The organism is Streptomyces physcomitrii, from assembly GCF_012273655.1.
GTDB lineage: Bacteria > Actinomycetota > Actinomycetes > Streptomycetales > Streptomycetaceae > Streptomyces > Streptomyces physcomitrii.
Genome location: NZ_JAAWWP010000010.1, coordinates 90,498 through 102,641, shown reverse-complemented (window position 1 = coordinate 102,641; position 12,144 = coordinate 90,498). Strand labels below are relative to the sequence as shown.

The following is a 12,144-nucleotide window of genomic DNA, read 5'->3' as shown; positions in this document are numbered from 1 at the left end:
TACGCGGCCCGGCACCGCCCGGACGACGCCCGCCCCGCGCCCCGGCAGCCCGCTTCGCTCCCGCAAGGGCCGGGGGCGGGGGAGCGGGGGAACCGCCGATCCGGCCTCGTCAGGGGCGTCCGGCTCAACCGGGCTTGGTACCTTCGCAGTTCACCCGTGTTCATCGAGGTGGGCCGGGTGCCCACCCGTGGAGGGGAGCCCATGACGTCCTCGCCCCCGGCGCTCGGCCGCCGCGCCTTCCTCGGCGCCGCCGCGCTCCTGCCCCTGGCCCCCCTGGCCGGATGCGCCGAGGAGAGCGCCCCCGCCTCGTCCGCCCCCTCCCCTTCCTCCCCCTCTTCCGGAAGTCCCGGAGAGGAGCGGCAGCACAAGCAACGCGTCCGACTCATGGCCCTGGAGCGGAAGTTCGGCGCCCGGCTCGGTCTGTACGCGCTCGACACGGGCACCGGCGCCACGATCGCCCACCGCCCGGACGAGAGGTTCGCCTTCTGCTCGGCCTTCAAGGCGCTGGCGGCCGCCGCGGTCCTGGACCGGAACCCGCTCTCGCATCTGGACACCCTCGTGCGGTACACCGAGGACGACCTGATGAAGCACGCCCCGGTCACCGCCCGCCATCTCGACTCCGGCATGACGATCCGTCAACTCTGCGACGCAGCCGTACGGTTCAGCGACGGCACGGCGGGCAATCTGCTCCTGCGCGACCTCGGCGGCCCGGCGGAGCTGACCGCGTACGCGCGCGGCCTCGGCGACCGGGTCACCCGCATGGACCGGACCGAACCCGCGATCACCGAGGCCACCCCCGGCGACCCCCGCGACACCAGCTCGCCCCGCGCCTTCGGCACCAGCTACCGCAAGATCCTGCTCGGCGGCGCCCTGCCCACCGCCAAGCGCGCCTTCCTCCGCGACCTCCTGGAGCGCAACACCACCGGCGCCCGCCGCATCCGGGCCGGCGTCCCGCGCGGCTGGACCGTCGCCGACAAGACCGGCACCGGCGACTACGGCACCCTCAACGACATCGCCGTCCTGTACCCCCCGAAGTCCGCCCCGCTCCTCCTCGCCCTCATGTCGAGCAAGCCCGCCGAGGACGCCGCCCACCAGGAGGAACTCCTCGCCGAGGCGACCGCGTACGCGGTGACGGTGCTCACCTGACACCCCGCGTGCGGCCCGCGTGCCGTGCGGGCGCCGCCGAGGCGCGTGACAGTGGAGGCAGGAGGCGGCAGGGCCCGGCGGGAGGCGGCGGACGTGAGCGAGAACCGAGCAACCGGCACCGGCGGCGACGGGGCGCAGGGCGGCAAGCTGGCCACGTACCGCGAGAAGCGGCACTTCCGGCGCACCCGGGAGCCGCGCGGCGCCGACACCCACGAGGGCGCGGGACCCGGTGGGAGGCCGGTCTTCGCGGTGCAGATCCACGACGCCAGGGCCATGCACTTCGACTTCCGCCTGGAGGTCGACGGGGTCCTGCGCTCCTGGGCCGTGCCCAAGGGCCCCTCCGCGGACATCCACGACAAGCGCCTGGCCATGCCCACCGAGGACCATCCGATGGAGTACCGGGAGTTCGAGGGGGTGATCGCCCGGGGCGAGTACGGCGCCGGGACCGTGATCGTCTGGGACGAGGGCACCTACGAACCGCTGGCGGGCAGCACCGACGACAAGGGCCGGACCTTCGCCGAGGCCCTGGACCACGGGCACGCCACCTTCCGGCTGCACGGTTCCAAGCTGCACGGCGGCTACGCGCTCACCCGCTTCCGCGGCGGCCCGGACTCCGGCGACCGCGAGTCCTGGCTCCTGGTGAAGAAGAAGGACGCCCGCGCCGACGGCCACGACGCCCCCGACCCGCAACGGGCCCGCTCCGCCCGCACCGGCCGCACCCTGCGCCAGGTGGCCGCCGAGTCGACCCCGGAGCGCCCGGCGGACACCTGGGAGACGGTCGGCGAGGACCGTACGGGGGGTGGGGGAGACCTCACGGAAGGTGAGGGAGGCCGTACGGGCGGCGGGGACCGCAGGAGCGGCGGAGACCGCGGAAGCGGCAGGGACCGCAAGAGCAGCGCAGGCCGAAGCGGAAGCGGCAGGGACCGCGAGAGCGGCGGCGACCGCACGGGTGGCGGGGATGCACCGCCGTCCAGCAGCACCGCGCAGTCGCCCCCCGGCCGCGAAGCGTCATGAACGAGCTGCTGCGCGCCCTGCCCGAGGCCCAGCAGCGGCTGCTCGGGGTGGCCCCGGCGCCGGTCGAGACGGCGGCCTCGCCGATGCTGGCGGTGCTCAGCGACCGGCGGGAGTTCGGCGCCGGCTGGCTCTTCGAGCGCAAGCTCGACGGCGTCCGCACCCTGGCCACCCGCGACGGGGACCGGGTCCGGCTGCTCTCCCGTACCGGCCGTGCGGTGCAGGGGAGTTACCCCGAGATCGCCGAGGCGGTCGCCGCCCAGCCCGGCGAGGCCCTCACCCTGGACGGCGAGATCGTCGCCTTCGCGCACGGCCGCACCGACTTCGCCCGCCTCCAGCGGCGCATGCAGCTCACCGACCCGCGCCGGGCCCGGGCCAGTGGCGTCGCCGTCACGTACTACGTCTTCGACCTGCTGCGCCTGGACGGCATCGACCTGACCCGGCTGCCGCTGCGCACCCGCAAGTCCCTGCTCCGCCGCGCCGTCGACTTCCATCCGCCCATCCGCTTCACCCCGCACCGCAACCAGGCCGGACCGGCGGAGTTCGAGGCGGCCTGCGCCCGCGGCTGGGAGGGCCTGATCGCCAAGCGGGCCGAGGGGCGCTATCTGCGGCGGCGCTCCCCGGACTGGCTCAAGCTGAAGTGCGGGCGCGGCCAGGAGCTCGTCATCGGCGGCTGGACCACCGCCGGGGGCGCCCGCACCGGCTTCGGCGCGCTGCTCCTCGGCCACTACGCGGACGGCCGCCTGCGGTACGCGGGCAAGGTCGGCACCGGCTTCGACCACACCGCCCTGCTCCGCATCCGCGCCCTCCTCGACGAACTCGCCCGCCCCACCTCGCCGTTCGCCGGTCCGGTCGGCGAACGCGGCGCCCACTGGGCCGAGCCGGTGCTCGTCGCGGAGATCGGCTTCACCGAGTGGACCCGCGACGGCATGCTCCGCCATCCCCGCTTCCTCGGACTGCGCACCGACAAGCCCGCCGGAGAGGTCGTACGGGAGCATCCCTGAGCGCCCGGCGGCGGCACCGGCCCGGGACTCAGGGCCGCGGGCGCCGGGCAGCAAGGTGGTGGCAGGCGGGTACCATGGGCGGCACGGCAGACGAGCCGGGCGGACGGCCGCGTGGAGTCCCCTTCGGGGGGCTTCCCGAGGAACGTCCGGGCTCCACAGGGCAGGGTGGTGGCTAACGGCCACCCGGGGTGACCCGCGGGACAGTGCCACAGAGAACAGACCGCCGGGACGTACCCGTACGACCCGGTAAGGGTGAAACGGTGGTGTAAGAGACCACCAGCGCCTGAGGTGACTCAGGCGGCTAGGTAAACCCCACCCGGAGCAAGGTCAAAAGGGGCCGCGGTCGCGGCCCTGCGCGGATGTACGAGGGCGGCCCGCCCGAGTCCGCGGGTAGACCGCACGAGGCCGGTGGCAACACCGGCCCTAGATGGATGGCCGTCTCCCCGGGCGCCGCGAGGCACCCGGGCGACAGAACCCGGCGTACAGCCCGACTCGTCTGCCGCTCAACTCCGGCCCGGACCCGACCAGATCCGTCAGCAGGTCAAGGTCGGCAGATCAAGGCCGGCGGAACAAGGTCGGCAGACCAAGAGGGGCGGGGACCCGTGGACTGGCTCTCTCCTGTGTCCGGACTCGTCGGTGCTCTGGTGGGCGCGGGGGCCGGCTACTTCGGTACGCGGCAGGCGCAGTCCAGAGCCTTGGCGGCCGAGCGCCAGGCGCGTCTGGACGCCAAGCAGGACGTCGCGATGGCCACGCTGTCCGACACCTTCGGCAAGCTCCAGCGGCACGTCCGCGAGGTGCCCGGGCCCCACGAACTCGCGCCGGACACCGAGGAGTTCGCCGAGTCCGACGCCGCCGAGCGGACCTGGGACCAGAAGCTGGAGGACCTCACCGCCCCCGCGCGCATTGCCGTCGGCGTCCTCCGCGACGAGGCCCTGCGCGCCCGCCTCCACCAGAGCCTGGACCTGCTGGACGCCTGGCAGTCCGGCCTGGAGTACGCCTACCGGGGCCGCGCCTCTGCCCGCTCCCGCGCGTGGGTGCTGCGCGGCATCCTCAGCCACGCCGTGGAGTGCGTCGGCGCCTGGCAGCGCGAGGAGCCGCTGCCCGAGCCGAACGAGGCCTACGGCCATGCCGTGGAGTCCCTGGAGCTGAAGCGGGAGCAGGCCGAGTCGGTCGCGGAGGCGGAGGCCGAGTACGTACGGGAGCGGCGGGCCCGGGGGCGGGGCGGGCAGGCGTAACGGGGTTGTTCGTCACGAGGTGTAATGAGACGTCACGGGGTGTGCTCTTCGGTGAGGCGCGCTCACCGGCGGAGAAGCGAGACGAGCGGGCGGGTGCTACCGGCGGAGAGGTGAGGCGAGCGGGCAGGCGCGCCTGCCGGGCTTCGCGCGCCCGCCCGCTCCTCTCAGGCTCCCGGCTCCAGCCGGTGCTGCTGGAAGAACTCCCAGATGAGCGGCGTCGCGTCGAAGGTCGTCGGGACCTCGGAGTCCTCGTTGGGGGTGGTGCTGGGCCAGTCGTGGCCGAGGTCGGAGACGGCGTAGTGGACCACCTCGGACCCCTCGGCGCAGCCCGTCCAGCGCTGGCGGCTGACATTGGGCCAGGGCGCGGTGGTCTCGGGGGCGGCGTCGCAGTTCTCGCGGGAGGCCCAGCCGGTGAGCCAGTCCTGGAGCGGCGGCAGTCCCTTCGCGGGGTCCCCGGTGTAGGGGATGGTGGTGTCCTGCTGCCCGTGGAAGTCCAGTACGGGGACGGGGCGTTCGGGCTCGCAGGGGCCGCCCTGCGGATAGAAGGCGCCGGAGACCGGTGCCACCGCGGCGAGGCGCGCGGAGAGGCGGCAGCCGAGGAGCCCGGCGAAGCCGCCGCCGTTGGACTTGCCCGCCGCGTACTCCCGGGAGGTGTCGACGCAGAACTGCGCCTCCAGGAGGTCGAGCAGCTCGCCGGTGAACGCCACGTCGTCCGCCTCCGCCGAGTAGGGGGCGCCCTGCCAGGCGCTCTCGCCGTCGGTGCCGGTCAGGCCCTGCGGGTACACCACGAGGGCGTCGAGGGCGGACATCTCCGTCAGCGACTCCTGGTACTCGGAGGTGCGCCCGTGCCCGTGGAAGGACAGCACCACCGGCTGCGGTTCGCCGGGGTCGTAGGAGGCGGGCAGGTGGACGAGGTAGGAGCGCTCGTGACCGCCGGAGGTGAGGGTCCGGCGGGTCGACTCGCCCGGCGGCACGGGCGGTTGCTGCCCGCAGCCGTCGCTCTGGGTCTGCCCCGGCCGGTGCGTGGAGCCGGTGCCCGCGCTCTCGTACGCCTTCGCGCTCGCGGCGGCCGGTGCGGTCAGGCCGGCCGTCAGGCAGCCGAGGGCGGCCAGCGCGGCGAAGAGGGTTCGGGGCGCGGCGGTGCGGAAGGTCCTGGGGGTGTGCGCGCGGCGGGCCGCGGGGGTGCTGGTCCGGGTGGTTCTGCGGAGGGTCACGGCTCTCCCTGTGCTCGGCGGGGCCGGATGCCCCGGGCATGCGGAATGGAGCGGAGCTGCTCACCCGGCCCGTCCCGGGACCGAGTGCTGAGCATGCTCGCGAAGCCGCGGGGCGGCGCCTAGCTTGCGTTCATTGAGTTCCCGCGGGCCACCGCAACCAGGCGGCCGGGAGCGCGGGTTGAGGGGAGGAGAGGAAGGCGCGGGTGACCCGGCGGCCTCGGGCCCGTACCCCCGCCCGGCGAGCGGATGACGCAGGCCGTCGGCAGTGGGAGGGTGGAGGGAGACGATCTGATCGGGAGGCGCCATGCCGAAGACGCCGAAGCGCTCCCACCCCCGGCACGGCGAGGGGCCCAGCGAGCACAGAGGGACCGAGCAGCACGGCTGGTCCCCCGACATCGACGCGGAGAAGCAGGAGAGCAATCCGAGCGCGCACCGCTCCTTCCACGCCGGAAAGTACGCGCCCGAGAGCGACGAGAGCCGGCGCACTCCGCCCGCGGAGAAGGAGGCGGCCCGCAAGGCGAGCCTCGCCCCCTCCGACAAGACCGGCGAGAGCCCCTCTCGGGGCGGGGAGGAACGCGCCGCCCGCTCCTCGGGCAAGGGCCACCACAGCCACGGCGAGCGCGGCCGCTCCGGGCGGCCGAGCGGTGGCAAGGACAGCAGCGCGTACACGGGAGTCGACCCCAAGGAGCCTTCCGAGGACGGCAAGTCGCGCTGACGGCCCGGTCGTGGTGACGGCCGGTCGCAGTGAGGTGCGGTCGCGGTGAGGTGTTCGGTCGCGGTGACCGGCACGTCGCACCAGCGGCGGACCGCACCAGCGGCGGACCGCTCCGGCGGCAGGCCGCTGACGGCAGGTCGCACCGACGGCACGTCGCCCGACGCACCCGCCCCGCCCCTCGCCCCGGCCGCCGCCCATCCCGCGGACGGCATGACACGGGGCCGGACCAGCCGCCGCAGGTCCGGCCCCGCTCGCTCCCTGGGCCCGCGGGCCCAGGGAGCCGCCCCCCGGCCCGCAGGCCGGGGGAACCCTTGTGTCGTGCCCGCGCTCAGCCCGCCATCGGCAGGGCCGAGCGGCGGGGCACCGTCTGCAGTTCCTCGGCGGCGAGGGCCTGGCCGGTGTCCGCGTCGACGTAGCTGACGCGGACCATCGGGTCGCCGGGGGTGTCGCGTCCGGCGGTGGCGTCCAGGGCGAAGACCACCTGCACCGGGCGGGCGTCTCCACCCGAGCCGTACACCCCCGAGTAGAGAAGGATCCGCCAGCCCTCCTCCTCCCAGTGGTCCAGCAGGGCGGAGCGGACGACCGGTGCGGCGGCCTGCCAGGCGAGGGAGTTCTCCAGGAGTTCGACCGTCGCGGCCACCGGCACCTGCTCGCCCGGGGCGCCGCCGAGCAGCGGATGTCCGAAGACCCGCAGCCGGGTGCGCCGCAGCGGCAGCAGCCACCAGCGGTCCAGGTCCGCCGAGAGCGCGAACAGGACGAGCGCCGAGACCGCGAGGAACACCGGCCCCGCGGCCGGGCGGTCCCCGAGCGCCGACCACCAAGAGGCGTCCGCGAGGGCCGCCGCGACGCCCCCGGCGAGGACCAGTCCGGCGCGGGCGAAGGACCGCCAGGTGACGGGAACGTTCTCGTCCGCCGAGCAGCCGCAGGAGGACTCCGGCGCCTTCAGGCGCCCGTAGCCGAGGTAGCCGAGAAAACCGGCCCCGAGGAGCGCGGTCGCCGCCCCGGGCGCCGGAGTCGCGGGTACGGCCAACAGGCTTGCTGCGAGGGCGAGTTCGACCCCGCCGGTGGCGCGCAGCACGGTCGTGGCGCGGTCGCTGCTGCGCAGCAGCCGGGCCAGGGCCGTCTTCGGCGCGGTCCGGGCGGTGCCCTTGCTGAAGGCCTTCACCGCGCCGGTCCAGCCGAGCAGGCCCGCGAGGACCAGGGGGGCGAGGCCCGTTGTCAGTGACAGCATCTGTGCCTCATCTCTTCGTCTCCGTCGCGGACTTGTCTCCAGGGAGCGTGTCCCCAGCCGACGCCTCCGCGCTGTCTCCAGGAGTGACCTGTCCGCAAGTGGACTTCCAGGTGGCGGACTTGGCGGTTCCGGGGGCCCGAGGACCCCCGGAACGGCCCGGGTTCAGTGACCGACGGAGATGCGGACGACGTCCACGGAGTCGTCGGACGGGCGCCAGGCGCCGAGCACCTGGGCGTGCTGGCCGATGCGCAGCCGGGACAGGTCGGAGGTGAGCCCCCGGCCCGCGTAGGAGGCGCTGGTGTCCGCGAGGACGTTGCCGACCAACTCGTGCTGCCCGTGGGCGAGATGGATGCGGTTCTTGGCGATACCGCGGATCTGGGTGTCGAGGTTGACGATGTTCACCCACACCGCGTCGGCGGCGACCACCCCGTCGGGCATGTCGACGCCGCGCGCGTAGAGTCCGTCGCCGATCTCGATCACCGCCGCCGTGGTGGCCCGGCCCTTCCACACGCTGGTGGCGTTGGTCATCTGCACCCGCGAGTGGCCGCCCTGGGAGCCGGCCACCTCCAGGATGCTGCCGGTGATGCCGGTGATCCGCCCTTCCACGAAGCTCGACTTGGCGATCGCCGGGTCGAGGGAGGGCTCCGCGGCGAAGGCCGCGTCGGCGTCGAGTCCGCCGAGCGCGCTCGCGCCGACGATGGTGGCGCCGCTGAGCGCCGCGGTGGTGAGGAAGCGCCGGCGGCCGAGCCCGCTGCGGTCCTGTCGTGTGCTCATCGCGGTCTCCTCCTCACTCGTAGATGTAGACCGGCAGCTTGCCGGAGCTGAGGTTGCCGATCGCCGAGAAGGCGGCCGGGGTCAGGTCGAGCACCCGGTTGACGCGGCAGGCGCCGTTGCAGCAGGCCTGCTCGCCGCACCACTCCTTGGTGCGCGGTCCGCAGTCGGTGATGGTGATGCACACCGTCGCGCCCGAGCAGGCGTGCTTGACGTTCATCACCGCGCCGCAGCCGCGTCTGGGGATGTTCTCGCCGCACAGATCGGGCCGGGTGATGTTCCAGCAGGCCTGTGAGGCATTGGGCCAGGCGCCGTGGTTGGCACTCGACTGGCAGTTGCCGCAGGCGCCGCCGCCCGCGCTGCCGCACGGGCCCCAGGCGTTTCCGCAACAGAACCAGCTCGTCTCACCGGCCCAGAGGCTGGTCGATCCGCAAGCCATCGTGTTGTCCCTCCTTGGGGGATGGAGTTGACAAGTGCATGACATGTCCACGCGTACAGGCTCCGGCCGACTGTCCGTGCGGGGGGTCGTACGAGGGCGCCCGCGCCACGGCCGGAGGGGGTGGCGCGCGCGGAGCAACCCCATGATGCGCGCATCTACGCGGGTTGCATAGAGGCGGGCGGGGCCGGTCCGCCCGGGCCCGCGGGGGGTGGGGCGCGCGGACCGGGGCGGCCTCGGCCGCGGTCCGCGCGGCCGTGCGGAACTGCCCCAGCTCGTACGGACGTTGAACCTCGCCCCCGAGCGGTGGGCGCGGCCTCGAAGACCGTCCCCGGCGGCCGCCGGAGCCTGCAAGCGGGTGGGCTCGCCGGGGCCCGGACCCCGGCGCCCTGGGCTTCCGCCCCGTCATCGGGGAAGGTGGGCGCGAACCGATCATCTTCCCGAGCCGCCCCGGAGAGCCGTCATGACCTTCACCCCGCCCGTCTGGCCCGTCTTCGTGAAGGGTGTCCTGATCGACGCCGAGCGCCGGGTGCTGCTCCTGGGCAATGAGCGGGGTGAGTGGGAACTGCCCGGACGCCGTCTGGAGATCGGCAGCGCGGACGGCGGCCTGCCCGCGGATCTCAGCCCCGAACGCGCCCTGGAGAGCGAACTCCTCGCCGCGACCGGCTGGCTGGTCGAGGTGGGCCCCCTGGTGCAGGGCGGGGTCTGGGTCCACGAGGGGCGGCGCGGGCAGCGGTCGCTGGTGGTGACCTACGGCTGCACCGTGCGCTCCGCCGACCAAGTCCCGCTGGCCGCCGAGGAGTCGGGCCGGATCGGGCTGTTCCCGCTGGACGAGCTCGACGCCCTGCACATGGCGGAGGGCTTCAAGAAGTCCGTCCTGACCTGGCGCGCGGAGAGTGGGCGGTAGCCACCGGCTCCGGGCGCCTCGGGCCGGGCTCAGGCCGCCTTTACGATTTCCTCACGTACGGCCTCGGCCCACTCGGTCACCAGCTCCTGGTACTGCTGGCGCTGCTCCACCGTCAACTGCCCCTCCGCCCGCATCCACAGCGCGCGGATCTCCTCGTTCACGACGTCTGCCGGACGGGATTTTCCTGGGGCCGGGGAGGTGGAGGACATGTGAAGAGAATATGCCCCGAGGCGCTTGGGGGACAGCCGATTCTCGGCCGAGGAGGCCAAGGTCACTTTCCGCCGCTCCGGGAATACGCCCCTCCCGTACCCCTCCGCCTCATGCGCCCCGCCCCTCTCCGGACCGTACGTTCCCGTCCGCACGCGGCCGGGCCGTACGTCACCGGGCGGTACGCCCCGGGCTCACTTGCCGCCCAGCGCGAAGAGCAGCCACAGGAAGGCGGCGAAGAGATGGCCTCCGGCGAGGTAGACGAAGAGCCGGAAGGCGTGCGCGCGGGGGAACTTCGCCTCCCGGTGGCGGGCGGGCGCCGGACCGGCCGCGGCCGAGGGAGAGGCGGTCGAAGGGGAGGCGGGTACGGGAGAGGCGGGCGCGGGGGAGGGCTCGGTCTCGGGCATGGTGGTGCCGCCTTTCAGGGGGTGCGGAGGGTGGTGCCGCCCAGGCACACCTCGGTCGCGTTGCCGCGCAGCAGGGTGTGGACGAAGAGCATCTCGACCGCCTCCTCGGTGGCCGTGGCGATGCGGTGCGGCACCAGGGAGTCGAAGTGCGCCGAGTCGCCGGGGCCGAGGGTGTAGGCGCGTTCGCCCACGGCCAGCGCGAGTCGGCCGGAGAGCACGTAGAGCCACTCCTCGCCGGGGTGCACCCGCACCAGCCCGCGCTGCGCCCGCGGGGAGACGCGTACCCGCAGCGCCTGGAGCGCGCCCGAGGGGTTCCCGGCCGGCCGGTAGGTCCAGCCGCCGGTGTCGGTGGCCTCGGCGTCCGCGGCCCGCAGTACGGGGCTGTGCTCGGCGGGGGTCTCGCCGAGGAGGTCGGAGACGGTCGTACCGTAGGAGCGGGCGAGGTTCAGCAGCACCGGCAGCGAGGGCTGGCGCTGTCCCGTCTCCAGGCGTGAGAGGTGGGCGGGGGACAGCTCGGCCCGGGCGGACGCGGCCTCCAGGGTGAGCCCGGCCGCACGCCGCCGCTCACGCAACCGCGCGGCCACGCCGGACAGGTCGCCTGCGGCGGAGAATGCGGGTTCCATGAGTCCTGAGCCAAGCACCGGATCACCCGAGGGGCAACTAATTTGCCTCTGAGGCAATTTCCCCCGGAGCCGGAGCCGGAGCCGGAGCCGGAGCCGGAGCCGGAGCCGGAGCCGGAGCGGTGGCGGCGGGCCGGGTGGCGGTGAGTGAGCGTTCCGCGACCCGCGACAGGTGCGCGTCGAAGAGGTGCCGGGCCTCGGGGGACAGGGTGCGCAGGGCGACCATCGCGGTGATGATCACATCGCAGAGTTCCGCCTCCACGTCCGCCCAGGAGTGCGAGCGCCCCTTGCGCGGGTTCTGGCCGGTGGCGCCGATCACGGCCTGGGCGACCTCACCGACCTCCTCGGAGAGCTTCAGGACCCGCAGCAGCAGGGTCTCCGCGGGAGCCCGCCGGTTGCTCTCCTCCAGCCAGGCGTGCAGCGCGTCGACGGTCTCCCACTGCCCGGGTGCGGCGGGGGCGGACCCGCCGGGCGGCGCTCCCGGTGCGGGGTGCGGCGGGGGAGGAGAGTGCTGCGGCTGCCCTTGGTCCATGGCGAGAGCCTAGAACTCCCGCGGGGTGACCAGGAGTTGCGGAGCCGGGCCGAGGGGGTGCCCTTCGCTCACGCCGGCCCGGCCGCCTCGCTCCCGGCTTCGTCCCCGGCTTCGTCCCCGGCCTCGTCCCCGTCCGGCTCCCCGTCCTTCTCCTCGTCCCGCAGCCGCCGCTCGCGCGCGCCGATCACCGCCGCGGCTCCGGCCAGCGCGGTGGCCAGGGCCACCGGGACCATCCACGTCCGGTCGAGCCGGTCGCCGAGCGCCTCGTCCAGCGAGAGGCGGCCGGGGCCCGCCACGGCCAGGCTCGCGCCGATCAGGCCCAGGGCCACCGGGTACTCGTAGCCGCCGGACTGCGACCAGAAGCCCTGGGGCGCGTGCGCCGCCGAGGCGCCCGCCATGGTGCCGACCGCGATGCCGCCCGCCATGGGGGTCGCGAGCCCGAGGGCGAGCAGTACGCCGCTGCTCGTCTCCCCGGTGCCCGCGGCGATCGCGCTGGCCTTGGCCGGGCGGTAGCCGATGGACGCCATGAAGGCGCTGGTCCCGGCGATGCCTCCGCCGCCGAACCAGCCGAGGAGCTTCTGCGCGCCGTGCGCCGCCAGGACGCCGCCCGCGCCCAGGCGGAGCAGCAGCAGGCCCAGATCCTTGCGGTCGTAGCAGCTCACGATGGGGGGCTCCTCGCTCCGGGGGACGCGCCTCGCTCCCGGGGCA

The 12,144-nt window shown here is 74.5% G+C and carries 14 protein-coding genes, 1 other RNA gene and 1 pseudogene; 7 read left to right on the top strand and 9 right to left on the bottom strand.

Annotated features, from left to right (window positions below; genetic code table 11):
• Positions 1-201 precede the first annotated feature (201 nt).
• The 5 genes and pseudogenes from bla (at position 202) to HFV08_RS17545 (ending at position 4,396) form a co-directional block, all read left to right on the top strand.
• Positions 202-1,146, top strand: a complete 945-nt coding sequence (gene bla / locus HFV08_RS17565) for a class A beta-lactamase (protein ID WP_168540581.1) — start codon at positions 202-204, stop codon at positions 1,144-1,146.
• Between the two features lie 147 nt (positions 1,147-1,293).
• Positions 1,294-1,890 (top strand): annotated as a pseudogene (locus HFV08_RS17560) (DNA polymerase ligase N-terminal domain-containing protein); the annotation flags it as partial.
• A gap of 266 nt (positions 1,891-2,156) precedes the next feature.
• On the top strand, positions 2,157-3,161 hold the full coding sequence (gene ligD, locus HFV08_RS17555; protein ID WP_168540578.1) for a non-homologous end-joining DNA ligase: 1,005 nt from the start codon (positions 2,157-2,159) through the stop codon (positions 3,159-3,161).
• Positions 3,162-3,252: 91 nt separating this feature from the next.
• Positions 3,253-3,660: RNase P RNA component class A (rnpB, locus tag HFV08_RS17550), an RNA gene on the top strand.
• Positions 3,661-3,781: 121 nt separating this feature from the next.
• Positions 3,782-4,396: a hypothetical protein gene (locus tag HFV08_RS17545; protein WP_168540576.1), complete on the top strand. Its 615-nt coding sequence runs from the start codon at positions 3,782-3,784 to the stop codon at positions 4,394-4,396.
• Positions 4,397-4,560: 164 nt separating this feature from the next.
• On the opposite strand, the gene HFV08_RS17540 is transcribed toward HFV08_RS17545, so the two are convergent.
• The gene (locus HFV08_RS17540; protein ID WP_312885669.1) at positions 4,561-5,610 is read right to left on the bottom strand and encodes a CE1 family esterase; all 1,050 of its coding nucleotides are present in this window, start codon (positions 5,608-5,610) and stop codon (positions 4,561-4,563) included.
• Positions 5,611-5,914: 304 nt separating this feature from the next.
• Between HFV08_RS17540 and HFV08_RS17535 the strand changes: the two genes are divergently transcribed.
• Entirely contained in the window at positions 5,915-6,325 is a 411-nt protein-coding gene (locus tag HFV08_RS17535) for a hypothetical protein (protein ID WP_168540575.1), read from the top strand.
• A 328-nt stretch (positions 6,326-6,653) separates the two neighbouring features.
• Here the strand turns inward: HFV08_RS17535 and HFV08_RS17530 are convergent, their stop codons facing one another.
• The 3 genes from HFV08_RS17530 to HFV08_RS17520 form a co-directional block, all read right to left on the bottom strand.
• Entirely contained in the window at positions 6,654-7,556 is a 903-nt protein-coding gene (locus HFV08_RS17530; protein WP_168540574.1) for a MauE/DoxX family redox-associated membrane protein, read from the bottom strand.
• A 162-nt stretch (positions 7,557-7,718) separates the two neighbouring features.
• Entirely contained in the window at positions 7,719-8,330 is a 612-nt protein-coding gene (locus HFV08_RS17525; RefSeq protein WP_168540573.1) for a cell wall protein, read from the bottom strand.
• Positions 8,331-8,343: 13 nt separating this feature from the next.
• The gene (locus HFV08_RS17520) at positions 8,344-8,766 is read right to left on the bottom strand and encodes an RlpA-like double-psi beta-barrel domain-containing protein (RefSeq protein WP_040254064.1); all 423 of its coding nucleotides are present in this window, start codon (positions 8,764-8,766) and stop codon (positions 8,344-8,346) included.
• Between the two features lie 460 nt (positions 8,767-9,226).
• On the opposite strand from HFV08_RS17520, the gene HFV08_RS17515 reads away from it, so the two are divergent.
• Positions 9,227-9,670 (top strand): NUDIX hydrolase, encoded by a 444-nt coding sequence (locus HFV08_RS17515; RefSeq protein ID WP_040254065.1) that lies wholly within the window; start codon positions 9,227-9,229, stop codon positions 9,668-9,670.
• A gap of 29 nt (positions 9,671-9,699) precedes the next feature.
• Here HFV08_RS17515 and HFV08_RS17510 read toward each other — a convergent pair whose 3' ends face one another.
• From HFV08_RS17510 to HFV08_RS17490, 5 genes are all read right to left on the bottom strand, one after another.
• Positions 9,700-9,879, bottom strand: coding sequence for a hypothetical protein (locus HFV08_RS17510; RefSeq protein WP_168540572.1), 180 nt, complete (start codon positions 9,877-9,879; stop codon positions 9,700-9,702).
• A gap of 192 nt (positions 9,880-10,071) precedes the next feature.
• Positions 10,072-10,284: a DUF6126 family protein gene (locus tag HFV08_RS17505; protein WP_168540571.1), complete on the bottom strand. Its 213-nt coding sequence runs from the start codon at positions 10,282-10,284 to the stop codon at positions 10,072-10,074.
• 14 nt (positions 10,285-10,298) lie between these two features.
• On the bottom strand, positions 10,299-10,907 hold the full coding sequence (locus HFV08_RS17500) for a helix-turn-helix domain-containing protein (protein WP_168540569.1): 609 nt from the start codon (positions 10,905-10,907) through the stop codon (positions 10,299-10,301).
• Between the two features lie 37 nt (positions 10,908-10,944).
• Positions 10,945-11,436, bottom strand: a complete 492-nt coding sequence (locus HFV08_RS17495) for a MazG-like family protein (RefSeq protein ID WP_246341829.1) — start codon at positions 11,434-11,436, stop codon at positions 10,945-10,947.
• A gap of 68 nt (positions 11,437-11,504) precedes the next feature.
• Complete coding sequence (locus tag HFV08_RS17490; protein ID WP_168540567.1) at positions 11,505-12,098, bottom strand: DoxX family protein; 594 nt, start codon at positions 12,096-12,098, stop codon at positions 11,505-11,507.
• Positions 12,099-12,144: the final 46 nt, after the last annotated feature.